General features: G+C 69.6%; 14 protein-coding genes and 1 pseudogene. 6 read left to right on the top strand and 9 right to left on the bottom strand.

Going from position 1 to position 15,363, the window contains the following annotated elements; translation table 11 throughout:
- Positions 1 to 593 precede the first annotated feature (593 nt).
- A complete protein-coding gene (locus tag ACFYW3_RS32700; protein WP_389388166.1) occupies positions 594 to 803 on the top strand; it encodes a three-helix bundle dimerization domain-containing protein in 210 nt (69 codons plus the stop codon).
- Positions 804 to 967: 164 nt separating this feature from the next.
- Here ACFYW3_RS32700 and ACFYW3_RS32695 read toward each other — a convergent pair whose 3' ends face one another.
- From ACFYW3_RS32695 to ACFYW3_RS32685, 3 genes are all read right to left on the bottom strand, one after another.
- Positions 968 to 1,663 (bottom strand): alpha/beta fold hydrolase, encoded by a 696-nt coding sequence (locus tag ACFYW3_RS32695; protein WP_389388165.1) that lies wholly within the window; start codon positions 1,661 to 1,663, stop codon positions 968 to 970.
- 233 nt (positions 1,664 to 1,896) lie between these two features.
- Positions 1,897 to 2,259: a hypothetical protein gene (locus ACFYW3_RS32690; protein WP_389388164.1), complete on the bottom strand. Its 363-nt coding sequence runs from the start codon at positions 2,257 to 2,259 to the stop codon at positions 1,897 to 1,899.
- Between the two features lie 276 nt (positions 2,260 to 2,535).
- A complete protein-coding gene (locus ACFYW3_RS32685; protein WP_389388163.1) occupies positions 2,536 to 2,916 on the bottom strand; it encodes an STAS domain-containing protein in 381 nt (126 codons plus the stop codon).
- A 232-nt stretch (positions 2,917 to 3,148) separates the two neighbouring features.
- Between ACFYW3_RS32685 and ACFYW3_RS32680 the strand changes: the two genes are divergently transcribed.
- Positions 3,149 to 3,457: a hypothetical protein gene (locus tag ACFYW3_RS32680; protein WP_389388162.1), complete on the top strand. Its 309-nt coding sequence runs from the start codon at positions 3,149 to 3,151 to the stop codon at positions 3,455 to 3,457.
- 620 nt (positions 3,458 to 4,077) lie between these two features.
- Here ACFYW3_RS32680 and ACFYW3_RS32675 read toward each other — a convergent pair.
- On the bottom strand, positions 4,078 to 4,404 hold the full coding sequence (locus ACFYW3_RS32675) for a hypothetical protein (RefSeq protein WP_389388161.1): 327 nt from the start codon (positions 4,402 to 4,404) through the stop codon (positions 4,078 to 4,080).
- The gene (gene mobF / locus ACFYW3_RS32670; RefSeq protein ID WP_389388160.1) at positions 4,401 to 6,068 is read right to left on the bottom strand and encodes a MobF family relaxase; all 1,668 of its coding nucleotides are present in this window, start codon (positions 6,066 to 6,068) and stop codon (positions 4,401 to 4,403) included. Before mobF ends, ACFYW3_RS32675 begins: the two co-directional genes overlap by 4 nt.
- 773 nt (positions 6,069 to 6,841) lie before the next feature.
- Here mobF and ACFYW3_RS32665 point away from each other — a divergent pair.
- Positions 6,842 to 8,013, top strand: a pseudogene (locus ACFYW3_RS32665) (IS30 family transposase).
- A gap of 12 nt (positions 8,014 to 8,025) precedes the next feature.
- Positions 8,026 to 8,424, top strand: a complete 399-nt coding sequence (locus tag ACFYW3_RS32660) for a DUF6188 family protein (protein WP_389388159.1) — start codon at positions 8,026 to 8,028, stop codon at positions 8,422 to 8,424.
- Between the two features lie 161 nt (positions 8,425 to 8,585).
- On the opposite strand, the gene ACFYW3_RS32655 is transcribed toward ACFYW3_RS32660, so the two are convergent.
- The gene (locus ACFYW3_RS32655; RefSeq protein ID WP_389388158.1) at positions 8,586 to 8,786 is read right to left on the bottom strand and encodes a hypothetical protein; all 201 of its coding nucleotides are present in this window, start codon (positions 8,784 to 8,786) and stop codon (positions 8,586 to 8,588) included.
- Between the two features lie 125 nt (positions 8,787 to 8,911).
- Between ACFYW3_RS32655 and ACFYW3_RS32650 the strand changes: the two genes are divergently transcribed.
- Both ACFYW3_RS32650 and ACFYW3_RS32645 read left to right on the top strand, forming a co-directional pair.
- On the top strand, positions 8,912 to 11,914 hold the full coding sequence (locus tag ACFYW3_RS32650) for an NACHT domain-containing protein (RefSeq protein ID WP_389388157.1): 3,003 nt from the start codon (positions 8,912 to 8,914) through the stop codon (positions 11,912 to 11,914).
- A gap of 563 nt (positions 11,915 to 12,477) precedes the next feature.
- Positions 12,478 to 13,155, top strand: a complete 678-nt coding sequence (locus ACFYW3_RS32645; RefSeq protein WP_389388261.1) for an HNH endonuclease family protein — start codon at positions 12,478 to 12,480, stop codon at positions 13,153 to 13,155.
- Between the two features lie 166 nt (positions 13,156 to 13,321).
- On the opposite strand, the gene ACFYW3_RS32640 is transcribed toward ACFYW3_RS32645, so the two are convergent.
- The 3 genes from ACFYW3_RS32640 to ACFYW3_RS32630 form a co-directional block, all read right to left on the bottom strand.
- On the bottom strand, positions 13,322 to 13,549 hold the full coding sequence (locus ACFYW3_RS32640) for a hypothetical protein (RefSeq protein WP_389388156.1): 228 nt from the start codon (positions 13,547 to 13,549) through the stop codon (positions 13,322 to 13,324).
- A 209-nt stretch (positions 13,550 to 13,758) separates the two neighbouring features.
- Positions 13,759 to 14,232 (bottom strand): hypothetical protein, encoded by a 474-nt coding sequence (locus ACFYW3_RS32635; protein ID WP_389388155.1) that lies wholly within the window; start codon positions 14,230 to 14,232, stop codon positions 13,759 to 13,761.
- Between the two features lie 515 nt (positions 14,233 to 14,747).
- Complete coding sequence (locus ACFYW3_RS32630; protein ID WP_389388154.1) at positions 14,748 to 15,209, bottom strand: lamin tail domain-containing protein; 462 nt, start codon at positions 15,207 to 15,209, stop codon at positions 14,748 to 14,750.
- Between the last annotated feature and the right edge of the window lie 154 nt (positions 15,210 to 15,363).

Raw genomic sequence — 15,363 nt, 5'->3', positions numbered from 1 at the left:
GGCATCCCGGCGCTGGGGCCCTGCCCGGACACCCACCGCCGGGACACCCCGGCCACCACCGCCAGACGCTCAAGCGCTCGACCTCCTCCGTGCCGAGGTACCTGCCTGGCTTCCTCCCTCCATGCGTCGCTCAGGAGTGCCCCGGTCCGCGAACTGATCCAACGGCGGTGACCGCCTCGCAGGGCGAACAACCCCTTTAGTCCACAGCGCTCCTGGCGGGACTCTGTACCTGGGCCAGGCAGGGACACGGCCGCCGCCAACCCGGAGCACTCCGATGTTGGCGCCTGTGGCGGAGACGGACCCGCCCCACCTCATACCGGGGAGCCCAACCGACCTGTCGGTATGACTTCTTCCCCGACGCGCGGCAGGGCCGGACGAACCGCCACGACGCCATGTCCTCCACAGGCTGCCCCCGCGACTGCGGCCCGGCTCCTACAGGCATCCGGCCAGCAGCCGGGAAACGGCGTCCGCGGGCGGGAGGCAGGTGGGAGGAACGGGCAGGCCACGAACAGAGCGGAGGAAGATCGACTTCCGGGCCGCAAGCCGCTCCGCAAGACTGAGGGAGAACTGTTCCCGGAGGACTGGAGTACGCGATGGCGGAGGCCGAGGATGCGCTCGTCATCCGCGATGTCGTCGAGCGGTTGATGAAGGCACACCCTCAGCTGGATACCCGCCTGGTGCGGGTATCGGTGGAGACGGCGTACGAGGAGCTCCGGTACGCGCGCGTGCGCACGTATCTGCCGATCCTGATGGAGCGCCGGGCCAGGGACCTGCTGTCCCCCGACGAGCACACCGACCGGTAGTCAGTCCTCTCTGACCACCGCGTCGCGGGAGCGCTTCGACGCGGGCCGGGAGGGCGCAGCGTCTCGGCCCTGCTTGTCGTACCGGGAACCGACGGACCGCGGCGATGACCACCCCGGGCACGACGAGCAGGGATGCCTCGGCACGTACGGCCGACTGCCTCCGGTCAGCTCTGGGCCGCCTGGCGGATCAGGTCGGCGACGGCGTCGGGCTGCGAGACGTAGACGGAGTGGCTGCCTGCGACCTCCACGGTCTGCGCGCCGATCCGCTGGGACATGGCGTGCTGGGCCGGGGGCGGAATCATGCGGTCCTCGGTGGCGATCAGGTACCAGGACGGCTTCGACTGCCAGGCCGGCTGGGAGACCGCACCACCCAGAGCGTCGACGCCCCAGGGCACCTGCGAGTCGGCCATGAACTCGGCCTGCGATCGGGGCAGGTCGCCTGCGAAGGACTCGGCGAACTTGTCCCGGTCCAGGAACAGGAAACCCTCGTTGGGCGGCAGGATCGGCGGAACGGGTGCGCCGGGAGGCGGGTCGGCGATCAGGGTGCTGACCGACTCGCCCTTGTCGGGAGCGAACGCGGCGATGTAGACGAGCTTGGTCACCTTCGGGTGGTTGCCCGCCTCCGTGATCACCACCCCGCCATAAGAGTGACCGACCAGGGTCACCGGGCCCTCCAGTGCGTCGATCACCTGCCGCGCGGCGGCCACGTCGCCTTCGAGGGAGAGGGTCGGGTTCTGCACGACGGCAACGCGGTAGCCGTCGGCTTTCAGAGCGTCGTACACGCCCTGCCAGCCCGAGCCGTCCACGAACCCCCCATGGACGAGTACGACGTTTCCGCGACCTGCTGCTTCGTCGGTCATCAAAACCTCCGGTGCTCTACGGGCCGGCACCTGCACGACCCGTGCGGTGAACATACGAATGCGGCAGATTTCGCCGCTCTGTCATCGGACCACGAACGCGTCCCCCACTCCCGAACACCCGCCGCGGCCCAGGTGCGCCACCACCACGTCGGCGGCAGCCCATCCTCCCTGCCAGGCCGCAACGCGTGGCGCCCGTGAGGCCGGCACCGGAGTGCCGGGCAGGCATCCACCGGTCAGCAGGGCCGGTAGGACGAGATCTTGTCGTTGATCCACCCGGGGATCGTGGCCCACCACTCGCCGGGGCCGATCCTGAACTCCAGACCCCCGTAGTTCCTGTGCTCGTAGAAGCACATGGAGAGGTTCGTGCTGTTGCCGATGGAGGAGGTGGTGTCCTTCGCCGACCCCGTCAGCTCCGCGACCTGCACCGGCGCACCCCCCGGATACACCGGGATCGAATAGTTGGGGTTGGCGTAGATGAAGACGCCGCTGAACGCGGCGGCGGGAGTGGCGGTCCCCACCACTGCCGCCGTCGTGACAAGGGCACCCAAGACACCGGCCACCGCCAGACGCTGCTTGCTCTCTCGCAGGAACGACATGAACTCTTCCTTCTCTTCAGGAAAGGAGCCCGACCCTGGAGCGACGCAAGCCAGGCCGGATGAAAGCCGCACCGAGACGCCACGCAAGAACTTGCTGCAAACAGCCGAAGGATTTCACGAGGATGACGGACAGACAACACCCGCGCACAGACTGACAGTTCCCCATCCGGGCGCTCACTCCCGCATGCCATCGAGGGCGCCCACGAACACCACCCGCGGACGACGCCGGAACCACACGGGGCGGACCGGCCCCCGGCCGGCCGGCTTCGTGGACAGCTACAGGACACGCGCCGCCTCGACGGTGCCGGCGGTCGGGAACAGTTCACCGGCCCCGGTGAGGTCCAGAAGCCGGGCCAGTTGGGCGGGAATGGGGCCGGCCAGGACCAGGCGGCCGGTGCGCAGCAGGAGCAGCATCACGTTGAGCGTGGAAGAGTCGGCGAAGCGAATGTCGGTGACGTCCAGGACGATCCGTTTCACTTCGGGGTCGTCGGCGGCCGCGGTGGAGGCTGCTTTAAGGGGGCCGAGGGTGTCGGCGTCGAACTCACCAACGCAGACGATGACGCGCACCCCGTTGTCGTCAGGCAATACCCGTACCTGCTGTTCCACGAGCCGCTCCCTTTCGTCGGCGGCGCGCTGCCGCGCCCGGTTTCGGGTCAACCTACCCATGAAACAGACCGCACAAGGTAAGGGTCCAGGACCTTGACGGCGATGCCGCGCTGGAAGAGGTCGTTGAGGACGATCAGCTCTTCGAGACGGTTGCGGCCGAGGCGGTCGTGCGGCGCGGGTGCCTGCTTCGTCCGGCACGCAGGGGGCGCGCGCTGGTGGGGCGTGAGGTGTGCTTCGACGGTGTGTGTCGTGCGCCGTGGCGGGGGGTGGGGCCGGTCCTACGGTGCGGGTCGTCGTCCCCGTCACCGCCCTGCCCGGCCCGGAGGCCGGCGAGCCGACCACGGAGATGTTCGCCCTGGAGGCCCTCGGGCGGGTCTTGGTGGCCACCCTCCGAACCTGGGCGCAGGCGGGGCCGGAGGCCGCGGAGGGCATCGCCTGCGCCGTCATCGACTTCGTCCTGCAGTTCCTTACCGACGACCACGAGGACGTCGCCGATGTCCTGCGCCAGCTGGAGGCAGTGGGAGTAGGCCAGGGCCTCGATGCCCACCCCGCACCGGCCAGCGCCCACCTGGTGCGCCTCTCCATCGTGTAGTTCGCGGCGGAGACGACGGCGGTGCGCACCGCGCCCATCGGGTGGCCTCCACCCAATGGGCGCGGTGCACGCACCACCGCACCGCACCGCACCGGGGCGGGGCGGGGCGGGGCGGGGCGGGGCGGGGCGGGGCGGGGCGGGGCGGGGCGGGGCGGGGCGGGGCCATAATGCGCACCACCGTGCATTGCACCGCGTGCGCTTCCGTGTTGGCGCGGCCCTATCACACACCCCCTTGACCAGGCCCTGATCGGCGGCCGCAACCGGCTACGTCAAGGAGAAACGTGCCAGTGGAGAGCCCGGTCAAGGGGTGGCGCCGAGCGTGGACAAGGGGGTCGTCCGAACCTGGACAAGGGGTGGCTTGACGAGGGTGCTGATGGTCCGCACCCGGTGCGGTGCGGTGCGGGACATCGTGGTGCGCCCGCGAGTGGAGTCCACCGTCAATCGGGTGCGCACCGCGGTGGACTCCACCGCGTGATCCACCGCGTGGGTGGAGTCCACCGAGTGGAGTCCACCGCGGGGAGTGGCGTCCACTGGGTGGAGTCCACTCAGTGGAGCCACTCGATGGGATCCACCCGGTGTCGGCATCGGGTGGTCCACTCGGTGGACGATGCTGGGGATCGTCACCACAGCCAGGCGTTCGAGTGCCGCATCCGGGACAGAGCGCGGGCATCGCGGCGGGCCCCGGCGCTGCCGATGCGGTTCTGCCGGGGCCGGGGCCGGCGCGACTGGGCACCGTAGAACCGTCGGACACCGGCCGCCTTGAGCCGCTTGCGCTGCTTGGCCAGCTCCGCCTTCTTCGCCTTGATGGACTTCGGCTTCCGGGGCCGCTTCCAGATCGGCTGCCAGACCGGCGGCGGGCCGAACGCTCCGGCGCGCTCCTGGGCGGCCTCCTTCAGCCGGGCTGCGACGGCTTCGATCCTCGGGTCCGCGGGCGGCATGTCGGTCATGCGATTCCTCCGGTGGGTGGTGTCCGGCCCTGTGCGGGCTGGACAGGCTGCTGGGAGTACGGCGGTGGGGCCGTCGCCGGGGCGGGCTGTGATGCAAGGCGGGCGGCAGCTCGTTCGCGGACGCCGGCCTGGAGGCGGGCGGCCATCTCGGCGGCGGCGGCCTCCAGCGTCCGGCTGGTCTGCTCCGCCGCGGCGACGTCCGTCATCGGCCCCAGGTCCCGGCCGGCCCTCCGCCCGGGGCGGGGGCTCAGGGTGGCTGACACGGTGACATTGCGCGGCCGGGGCCGGGAGTTCAGCCGGTCCGCGCGGCGAAGCGCGTGGACGCGGGCGGTCAGTGCGGCAGCGGCAAGACAGGCTCGCTCGTACGGGGAGGCGGACCTCTTCCGGGTCAGCGCGCGCAGCACGGCCTGGTCCCCGATGTCGTGCGGGTACAGGGCGCGCAGGTCGGCGGTCATCATCCGCCGGCTGGCCGGGCGGGTGTAGCCGTCGATGGCCGCCTGGACTATCTCCTCGTCCAGGCCGGGCCGGTGGGGTCGGCCGCGAAGGACGTAGGAGAGCTGGCGGCGGGCTTCGGCGAGGAGGTGGTGGTGCTTGAACCCGCCGCGCATCACCGACACCACGGCGGCGACGTTGACAGCCGCCAGGGCGACGTCGACGACAGGGCGTACCCGGGCCCATATCGCCGCAGCCGCTGCTCGGGCGCGCTCCGCCAGCCGGTCGACGACGTCGGCTCCGTACAACCGACTCGCCGAATCCCGCCAGACGGCGCGCAGCTCGGAGAGCGAGCGCAGCTCCTTGCGTTTGGGTGAGCGGGTCTGGTCGGCGGCCTGGCAGGCGAGTGCGTAGGCGGCCCGCTCCCCCGGCGGGTGCCCTTGCCGGGCCTCGTACTCGGCGGTGAGGACGGGGAGCGCTTCCTCGATCTGTTGGCGGCGGGTGAACTGCCAGCCGATGAATCGCTGGTCGATCCCGGCGATCTCCATGACGGGGCGGCGACCGGGCGTCACCTCGCGCGGCTCCCACGCCCACCCGAGCCGGGCCGAGACCTCCTCCATGAAGAGCAGGGTGTAGAGGGTGTCAGCCGCGACGATGTGCGTCATCAGTGCGGCGGCTGTCTGGTTGCCCCACGTGCCGTCCGGCCGGCGGGCACGGATCGACACCACGGCGTGGTCGTGAAGCAGAGGCCGCGAATCGACGGCACGGGACTCGTAGTGGCGGAAGACCACGACGATCAGACCGTCGCGGACACGGGCGCGCCTCGTGCCGGCGCTCTTCCAGCGGATCTCCGCGACCGCTTCCTCGAGCCACGCCAGCGTCTTGTCCCGTGCGATGTCCTGGCACAGCTCCAGCACCCGGCGGGTCTCGTCGTCCATGAGGGCCCACGCGATGTGCACCGTCGACGGCGCCCGGAACACCAAGTCCATGCCCAGCCAGGCCGTCCGCTCCTTGGCCTCCTCGGTCTCGGGCGACTGGTTGTGCTCGATGGGCCTGCCCAGCACGGTCGCCCGCCGGGCCTTCGCCGGGGTGTCCCCCGCCGCCAGGCGCTCGCGTTCGATCCGGTCGGCGTCCGGGTGCCGGCCCTCGCCGAGGAGGAGTTCGGCCTGCCGCTCGCTCACCACGTCCCCGGCCGTAAGGCCGACCGCGGCCAGGCCCCGGCCCTTCCACACACCGGGCGGAACACCGGCCTTCTCCTGGGCGGCGCGCGCAGCGACGTGCCCGCAGGGCGCCGACCATCACACCGCGGAACAGGTACTGCACCCCGTCTCCCGGACGGACGTTACTTTTGCTGATCACCCGGTCATGGAAACCCGCTCATGACCTGCGCAGAGGCACGGGCCGGGGGTCGTCCCGCCGGGCGGGAAGCCGTCACCAACTCCTTACCCCCAGCGCCCGCCAGGCGGGCCACCGACGGCAGACCGAGACGGTAGCCCGCGCGCGCGTGCACAGTCCGCCGCACGAATCACGAACTGCTCCACGAAGACCCCTGCCCGCTGTGCCACCGACCGCTCCGGATCGAGTACGGCCGCACCCGCCCCTCCGCCCAACAGAGCCACCCGGCCTCCACCTGGATCACAGGGCTCCCATGTGCCAGCTGCGAGGCAGTACGCGCCCAAGAGTTCTAAGACTCAATGCGCACCCGCTACGAGAACTGACGGCAGCCGTGCGAATGCTGCGCCCCACCCACGGAATCCCACTCCAACCCAATCGAGCGTCATCGAACGCACACCAGCACACGACAGCCCCCACCACCCGCAACCGCTGAACAGACCACGTCACCGACGCCCTTCACCACGCACAGCCACCCGCCCCCGGCCACCTTGCGTTCCAGTGGTCGTCGCAACACCCCAGCTCAGGGGCTGCGATGGACTTCGAGATCCGGGAGAACCGGACGCCGGGCGGCGGGAGGCTGGTGCGGGAACGCGCCGCATACTTCGAGCTCATGGAGCAGGGCTACAGCACGAGGGATGCGGCGCGGATCGTCGGGATCAACCTGCGCACCGGCAAACGGTGGCGTAACGGCTGGCACTCACCGCCGCACGGCCAGAAGCCGGTCCCTCCCATCTTCGGGACCGGGCCGGCTTCCGCGTCGCCTGAGGCCGCCGACAGCCCAGGAACATCTCGGTTCCTGACCGAGTCCGAGCGGATTCACATCGCCGACCGGCTGCGGGAGAAGGCGTCGATCCGGCGCATCGCGTGCGAGCTGGGACGCAGTCCTTCCACCATCAGCCGAGAGGTCCGGCGCAACCGCCGGCCCATGCCCAAGGGCGGTTTCGCCTGCCAGCCGTTCCACGCCCACCGGCGGGCCGAACGGCGACGCGCCCGGCCCAAGACCGGGAAGATCGGGCAGAACCCCGAGCTGCGGGACTTCATACAGGACCACCTGACCCTGCGGTGGAGCCCGGAGCAGATCTGCCGGGTCCTGCGCGCCCGCTTCCCTGACCGGCCGGAGATGCACGTGACCCACGAGACGATCTACCAGGCTCTCTACGTCCAGGACCGCGGGGATTTCCGCCGGGAACTGACGCGGGCTCTTCGCACCGGACGGGCATACCGCCGGCCGCACCGTCACGCCGCCAAGCGCATTAGCCGCCCGGTCAAGAACATGGTGATGATCAGCGAGCGTCCCGCCGAGGCGGCCGACCGGGCGGTCCCGGGCCACTGGGAAGGCGACCTCATCATCGGTAAGGACGGCCGCTCCGCCATCGGAACCCTGGTCGAGCGCGCCACCCGCTACGTCATGCTCGTCCACCTGCCCCACGGCCACAACGCGCAAGCGACCCGCAATGCTCTCGCCACCGTGGAAACGCTTCCTCGGCACCTGTGGCGGTCACTGACCTGGGACCAGGGCTCGGAAATGGCCGCCCACCGGGCATTCAGGTGGCCACCGACATCCCGGTCTACTTCTGCAACCCGGCCAGCCCATGGCAGCGCGGTTCCAACGAGAACACCAACGGCCTGCTGCGACAGTACTTTCCCAAGGGCACCGACCTGGCGGTCCACAGCCCCGAGCACCTTGCCGCCGTGGCCGCCGAGCTCAACAGCCGCCCACGCAAGACGCTCGACTGGGAAACCCCAGCTGGACGCCTGTCTACACTGCTCACGACGCACTGAGCCGCTGGAGGTGTGGTGAAAGTCCCCGCAGAGCTGGTCGGTGCCCGTGTCACCCGCAGCGCCTTCGACTACCAGGTCCGGATCAGCTTCACTGATCACGAGCCCGACGGCCGTATCCGCCTCGAAGGCGAGCTCGTCATCGAAACGCCGATCACCTTCACCGATGCCGCCGCCACCCAGGCCATCCTCTTGCCCGGGGCGGGCACGGCCCTGGCGCCGCTCCTCGGCCTGTTCACCAAGACCGTCACCAAAGCCGAGGTCACAGGGCTCGGCACCCTGTCCCTCGGCTTTGACGACGGCACTCGACTCAGCGTCGATCCAGATCCCGACTACGAGTCCTGGAGCCTCACCGGCTCAGGACTCGAACCAGTCCTGGTAGGCCCAGGCGGCGAAACCGACTGGCAGCACTGAACACTTCACCTGTGTTGCAACGATCCCTGGAATCCGCCCACCGGCCGGGGGCTTCGTGCTTCCCGGAGGAGTTCACGTGTCCACGACGAGGCTCTGCCCCGCTTCACCGCCGACCACCGGGATGTCGTGCACTCCCCTGGCCGATGTCCATCGGAGTGTGATCAGGTCAGAACCGCGTTCAAGGCTCCGGTGACCGCAGCGGCGAGAGTGAGGACTGCGGCGAACGCAGTCGCCGCCACGAGGCACGCCGCCGGGTAGGTCGCGCCGTCGAGCCGGGCGAGCTTCGCCGCTGCCGCGGCAGCGATGAAGGCGGCGATCATGATCAGGCAGACGGTGAAGAGAACCACGGTCAGAGCAGGCATGTCGAACTCCCCGAAGAGGTGGAACGGCTGATGCACCGACCCTCGCGAATCGGGTGTGCGACAGGGTTCAGGCGGACGATGATGAACACTCCTGAACAGTCACGTGCACGTGGGCCGGGGGAATCATGAGTGGCGCAGGCGAGGACCATCCCGTTCCGGATGGTCAGCAGGACGCACTGGCGCGGTTGCAGGCCCAGATCACGGATGCCCTCGCCGCCTCCGGCCAGTCGGTGACCTGGCTGGCCGGTAAGTCCGGTCTGGGGCGTACGACGGTGAGCAATGTCCTCAACCGAGCGGAGATTCCGTCCGCACGGACAGTGGCGGCCTTGGCGCGGGTCTTGAAGCTCGGCGCGGAAGGCCTGCTGGAACTGCGCCGCCAGGCGGAGAAGGGAGGCGGTTTCCGGCCCAAGTCCGCCGGGGCCGAGCCGCCTGCCGGACCACGCTGGCAGGCCTCATCTGCCGCGGCTCATACGCGCGGGCTCCGTGTCCGTAACGAAGTACTCCCGTTCGAGGAACGCTATTGCCGCTTCGTGGCCGAGCTGCACGGCAAGCTCACTGTGGTGGGCCTCGATCTGAGCCACTCGGGCCGCGCTGCCTGGCCGCTCAACGCGGCTTATCTCAGTCTTGAGTTCGCGCAGCCGAATGACAGTTGGCGGATGACGGGGCTGCATTCAGGTTCTCCACCCGTGGTACGCCGTGCGGAGCAGGCACTTGCGGGAAACCCTCGCGTCCTGCTGAAGGGGCTCGCCGGCAGCGGCAAGTCCACGCTGCTCCAGTGGCTTGCGGTCTCAGCGGCTACCGAGTCTCTGCCTGGCGAGCTCTCAGACCTGCAGGGCCGCATTCCGTTCGTTCTTCCGCTGAGAACACTGGTCCGCCGCGGCCGGCTGCCCCAGGCGGAAGAGTTCCTGTCCGCCGTCGCTCCTCCCCTGGCTGCGCTCCAGCCCGCCGGCTGGGCGGACTCAGTTCTCTCAAACCGGGCGTTGGTGCTCGTTGACGGGGTCGATGAAGTTCCCAGGGAACTCAGGCACTCGACCAGCCTCTGGCTTCGAGAACTCCTCGCGGCCTACAAGGACCTGCGTGTGGTCGTCACGACACGGCCCTCCGCCGTTCCGGAAGGCTGGCTCTCACAGTACGGATTCACCGAACTCACCGTTCAGCCCATGACCGCTGCGGATACGCGCGTGTTCATCAGCCGTTGGCACACGGCCGCGCGCCACAACGCTGCAAGCGACGAAGAGCGCACGTACCTGCACCAGCTCGAAACCGCCATGCAGACCACGGTGCGCAGTGAGCGTGATCTTTCACAGCTGTCGACCACGCCGTTGATGTGCGCACTGATCTGCGCGCTTCACAGGGAGCGGCGCGGCCATCTGCCTCACGGCCGGATGGAACTGTACGCGGCGGCGCTTTCGATGCTCTTGGTTCGCCGGGATCACGAACGTGGCATCGATGTCCCCGAGGGTCTCCAGCTGACCCAGCAGCAAAGCGTGAGACTGCTGCAGCGGCTCGCCTACTGGCTGATCCGCAACCGGCAGACCGAAATGTCCCGGGGGACCGCCTTGGTGTTGCTGGCCGATGCGCTGCCAGCGATGCCGTCGGTAGCAGGTCAGGGCGATGCCGAATCGGCCCTGGCGCATCTGATCGGCCGTACCGGACTGCTGCGGACGCCTGCTGTCGACACGGTGGAGTTCGTCCATCGCACCTTCCAGGACTATCTGGGCGCGCAGGCAGCCATCGAAGGCCATGACAAGCCGCTGCTGATCAACCACGCCCACGACGACCAGTGGGAAGACGTCATCCGCATGGCCGTGGCCCACGCCCGCCCTGCCGAGGCCGATGAGCTGTTGCTAGGGCTCATCCAGCGGGGTGATCGCGAGGAACAGAACAGGGCCCGGCTGCATCTTCTGTCAGCGGCAAGCCTGCACTATGCCACCGAGGTCGACCCGCACATTCGCGGACTCGTCGAAGAGCGGGCCAGCGGATGGTTGCCGCCCCGGAGCGAGGAGGAAGCCGACCTGCTGTCCGCACTCGGGCCCGGAATCCTGGACCTGCTCCCCCGCACCGCAGAAGGCCTGGAAGCGGACGAAGCCGCAGCTGTCCTACGCACGGCTGCCTCCATCGGAGGCGACCAGGCATACGGAGTGCTCCAGCAGTTCACCTCCACGCTTCCATCCGGCGGGCTGGACACGCAGGCGGAGTATGCACTCAGCGTCGGATGGAAACAGTTCGACGCGTTCGAGTACGCGCGTGACATCCTGCTCCCCCGGCTCGCGGCTTCTGCCTCCCACAGCGTGACGGTGACGACCCGCGAACAGCTCGACGCGCTCACCGTGCTTCCTCCACTGCGCCGCGTCACGTTCCGAGGACCGTTCACCGCCGCGGAGATCGCCCCACACCTGTCCGTCGAGCATGCTTCGCACCTACAGATCTACGAGGGCGACGCGCTCGACTCGGTCCGGTTCGTGCGTGACTTCCCCTTGCAGGAACTCGCCTTATCCGGCTGCACGCAGATCACCCACCTCAAAGACCTGGCCGGCATACAGCTGCCTCATCTGCACCTGCTGCACATGGCCGACACGTTCGCTTTCGACGCCCTTGCTGACCTTCCGGCCCTCAATCGTCTTGCCCTCTACACCCTGCTGCCATGGAGAGACCTTCGTCATCTACCGGCCCGCTGCGAACTCACCGAACTGGCACTGGGAGGGAACGTGGCAGCCTCCATCATCGGAGTCTCCCGGTACTCCCGCCTGCAGGCACTCACCGTCAACCTTGAACTTGACGAAGTCGAGTGGGAAGAGATCGCGGCCCTGGCCCACCTGACAGTCCTGGGTCTCGGCGAGAACAGTCTCGACAATGCCCTCCCCATGCTGAGCATCAAGCACCTGAGCCTTGTCGGCCGGCGCAGCGACATCGCTCTCCACCGCATACCCGACTGCTTCCCCAACCTGGAGACCATCCATCTGGGATCTTGGGGCTGGGCACCCGACATCGCTCCTCTACAGGAACTACAGGGCGTCCGCATCACGATCTCCGGCGCCCAGCGCGTGGTTGGCCTCGACGGATTCCCACCCGGCACCGTCATCCTGCACCCCCGCCCACGTCTCCCCCCACCACCAGGTACGTCATAGTCAGCGTCCCGTCAGAGTGCCGTCCCGTGATCCTGTACCCCAAGTCGATCCGGCTCGCCGTGCACTCTCCAGCTCTCCAGCCGCACCCGGATCCATCCACATGCAGAGGCCGGACTCGGATTCTCACCGAGTCCGGCCTCTGCGTTCGGGCGCTGCTTGAGCACGGGCCTCGATCTGCGCTCCGTGTCGATCAGATAGCGCCCAGGTCGGACGCCACTGCGGCCAGGATCGCGGCAAGTTGAAGGCGCCCTTCTGGCGGGAGACCACGCGCGAGGTCAGCGACCAGCGCCTCCTTGCTCCCGCTGCGCTCGACATAGCCATGGAGGAACCGGCTTCGCTCTGATGGCCCCGGCGAGGTTGGCCCTGTCGCATAACGTGCGCCTCTGGCCGCTACTCGTCGACGACCGGGCAATGATGCACGCGCCTGCATACCAGTGACCGCCGGGCCACCGGCAACCGCTGTGCAGTGTCGTTTCGTCGGTGAACCTGTCGCCTCGGCCGGGTGAACCCGGCTTCAGAGGGCTGTTCCTGATGCCGGGTCGGCCGGTACAACCAGCCTCATGATGATCATGAAGTGGGCCGCGACCGTAGCCGCCGCGGCGCTCGCCCTGTCCCTGCCCGCCACGACCGCCCACGCCGCCGAAACCGGGCCGGCCGCCGCCCCGCAGGTCGTGCCGATCGGCGTCGCGGTGTCCGCTCTCCAGCTCGCGATCGAGGACCGGACCGGATACCAGCGCACCTCCTTCAAGCACTGGAACGCGGGCGCGAACCCGTTGGACGGCTGCAACACCAGGTTGGAAGTCCTCATCTCGGAGGCGGTCGAGGCCCCTGAGATCGGCCCCGGTTGCACGCTGACGGGCGGGGTGTGGTGGTCGTACTACGACGAACGACCCGTGACCCCGGCCGGGGCGCTGGACATCGACCACTTGGTCCCGTTGGCGGAGGCCTGGGACAGCGGAGCCTCCGCCTGGACGGCAGCGCGCCGGGAGGCGTACGCCAACGACCTCGGCCAGGAAACCTCCCTGGTGGCGGTCACGGCCCGCTCGAACCGTCAGAAGTCCGATCAGGATCCGGCGGAGTGGCTGCCGCCGTCCGCGGACGCGCTGTGCCGCTACGGCTCGGAGTGGACCGCGACCAAGCTCCGCTGGGGCCTGGCCGTCGACGAACTCGAGCGCGACCGCCTGCTGGACATCGCGGCCGGATGCGGCGGCACCGAAGTGGAGTTCACCCCCGCCCCGTAAGCAGACCGGCAGGATGGAGGGCCGTCGCCCCGCACGGGCGGCGGCCCTGCGTCGTCGACCCGTGCACGGGATCCGGCGCACGAGGTACTGCCCGCGGGGAACCGGACCCGGCGGCCGGGTATCACGAAGTACTCCTGCCGGCGGGGCCACACGCTGGCCACCCCCGTCACACCCTGGGCGTCGGCGAGCCGGTGTGATCGCCGGGCAGGGCAAGACGTGAGCCGAGGCGAAAGCGCATCTCACCCGCGGCCCGGCGAACCTCCTCGGAACGGGTCTCTTCCTCCAGGGCGCCGAGCAGCATCATGACCGCCCTGGCTTCGTCGCCGGTGAGGAGCTTGAGGCGGGTGTCTGTCGCGGCGTCCAGGAGTACTCCGAGGAAGTCTTCGTCGTCCATGTCCATACCCGGGACAACGCCGCGCCGCGGCCACCGGTCACCACCGAGCCACCCCGCCTGTGGAGACGGGGACACCCGCCCGCCGGGGACTCCCTTCAGTGCCGGCCTGTTGCTTCGAAGGCACGGTGCCCGAGTGGCCAGGCCCCCTCGCCGCCCTGCCGGCATCCATCGGACGGAGCCGTGGCCGGGGGCGGGTCGGTGGCCGTCGGTCAGCCGTGGGGGTGCCAGCCTCCGAAGCGGGCCAGCAGGCCGCGGATCGCGTCGACCGACAGGCCGAGATCGGCGGCTACCGTCTGCGGGTCCTGGTCGCGGGCGTCGTGGGCCGGCCAGTGCGCGGTGCGTTGGGCGATGAGTTCCAGGGTGCGGGCGGCTTTGATGGCGGCGGTCGGTGAGTCCTGGGCCAGGTTCTCGATCGCGGCGGTGACGGTCTGGAAGAGGGCTTCCAGCTCGGTGGGGAGGGGGATCGTGGTGGTGGCGACGGTGCGGAGGTGGGTGTCCCAGTCGTCCTCGCACCGCTCGGCGGTGGGCAGTCCGCTCTCGTGGAACGGGGCCTCCCCTGCTGTCGTCCAGTCGACGGTGTGGCGGGTTCCGGTCCAGCCGCAGGAGCACTCCGCGCGCAGCAGGTGTGCCTTCGGGCGCGGCTGGTAGGTGCCGGCGCCGTCGTAGACGCTCCAATGGCTCACTTCCCAGCCTGAGCTGCCCGATGCCGAGTCGAAGTAGACCGGTTTCGGGGCCGTCCCGTCATCGAGGAGCACGCCCACCCGGCCCTCGTGGGACGTCCGTACTCATCCGACGTCCACGTCTCGTCCGTCTCCACAGACACCTCCAACACCGTCCCACCGGGCCGCGGTCCACGACCCCGGGGACGACGATCCCGCACCCCGGGGTGCACGCGGGGCCGGAATCGGCGAGTTGACTCCGGACCACGATGAAGACCCCGGCAGGAAGCGGACCGGTGAACCGCCCGCCGCCGGCCCTGCACCGGGCCGGCGATCAGCGGTGATCTTCAGGGGGACATCGCCCGCCGTGTCACGGGACCGGGCCCTCGACATCGGGCGCGCGGGGGCGTGGAGCGCCTGGCCGTGCTTGGTGACCGGGGCTGGGCATGGGTGTGTGCCGGGCGGCTGGCGGACTGCCCGGCACACGCTCATCACGGGTTCGACCGCCGCCCGTTCACGAGCGGCAACCGTGGCCCGGGTTAGCGGCGGCGGCCCCAGGACTCGGTGTCCACCGTCCGGTTGCGGTCGTCGCGCAAAGTGGCGGTGTCGGAGCGGTTGTCCCAGACGTGATCGCGCTTGCCCTGGAAGAGGTCGGTGCGGGTGTCGCGGCCGGATCCGGTGTGGATGCGAATGGTGGCGTGGCCTCCGATGCGGGTGTCGTTGAAGCGGTAGCGGTTGCCGTCGGAGTCCCGCAGCGTCCAACCGCGCAGGTTGACCGGCTGGCGGGTGGTGTTGCGGATCTCGACCCACTCCCCGTTCAGGGAACGGTTGGAGCGATCGTCACGCCCGGGAGCGTCGGCCTGAACGCGGGAGATCTCCACCCGCGGGTACCGGTCATGACCCCGATCCGCAGCGGTGGCAGGCAGAGCGGCGGCGGAGACGATGGCGCCGGCGGCGAGGACGGTCGCAGCGACACGACGGGCGGTCGACGAAGCAGACATACGGTGACCCCTCAAGAACAGTGCCTCACCCGCCGATACGAATCACGTAGCGGTGCGGGTGCCCGACCCGTGGTGGGCCGAGGACCCAAACTCTCGACCCGACACGGGGCCCACCACAGCCCCCGACGAGGCCGGTTACCCACCCCGGACAATC

This window comes from Streptomyces sp. NPDC002602, from assembly GCF_042889445.1.
Lineage (GTDB): Bacteria > Actinomycetota > Actinomycetes > Streptomycetales > Streptomycetaceae > Streptomyces.
The sequence above is the reverse complement of the archived record's forward strand: the minus strand, read 5'-3'. Positions and strand labels throughout refer to the sequence as shown.

Excerpts from the sequence above, each read along its gene's own strand:
- ACFYW3_RS32700 (WP_389388166.1), top strand. The coding sequence starts at position 594 with ATGGCGGAGGCCGAGGATGCGCTCGTCATCCGCGATGTCGTCGAGCGG.
- ACFYW3_RS32695 (WP_389388165.1), bottom strand. The coding sequence starts at position 1,663 with ATGACCGACGAAGCAGCAGGTCGCGGAAACGTCGTACTCGTCCATGGG.
- ACFYW3_RS32690 (WP_389388164.1), bottom strand. The coding sequence starts at position 2,259 with ATGTCGTTCCTGCGAGAGAGCAAGCAGCGTCTGGCGGTGGCCGGTGTC.
- ACFYW3_RS32675 (WP_389388161.1), bottom strand. The coding sequence starts at position 4,404 with ATGACCGACATGCCGCCCGCGGACCCGAGGATCGAAGCCGTCGCAGCC.
- ACFYW3_RS32655 (WP_389388158.1), bottom strand. The coding sequence starts at position 8,786 with ATGCCTGCTCTGACCGTGGTTCTCTTCACCGTCTGCCTGATCATGATC.
- ACFYW3_RS32650 (WP_389388157.1), top strand. The coding sequence starts at position 8,912 with ATGAGTGGCGCAGGCGAGGACCATCCCGTTCCGGATGGTCAGCAGGAC.
- ACFYW3_RS32645 (WP_389388261.1), top strand. The coding sequence starts at position 12,478 with ATGATCATGAAGTGGGCCGCGACCGTAGCCGCCGCGGCGCTCGCCCTG.
- ACFYW3_RS32640 (WP_389388156.1), bottom strand. The coding sequence starts at position 13,549 with ATGGACGACGAAGACTTCCTCGGAGTACTCCTGGACGCCGCGACAGAC.
- ACFYW3_RS32630 (WP_389388154.1), bottom strand. The coding sequence starts at position 15,209 with ATGTCTGCTTCGTCGACCGCCCGTCGTGTCGCTGCGACCGTCCTCGCC.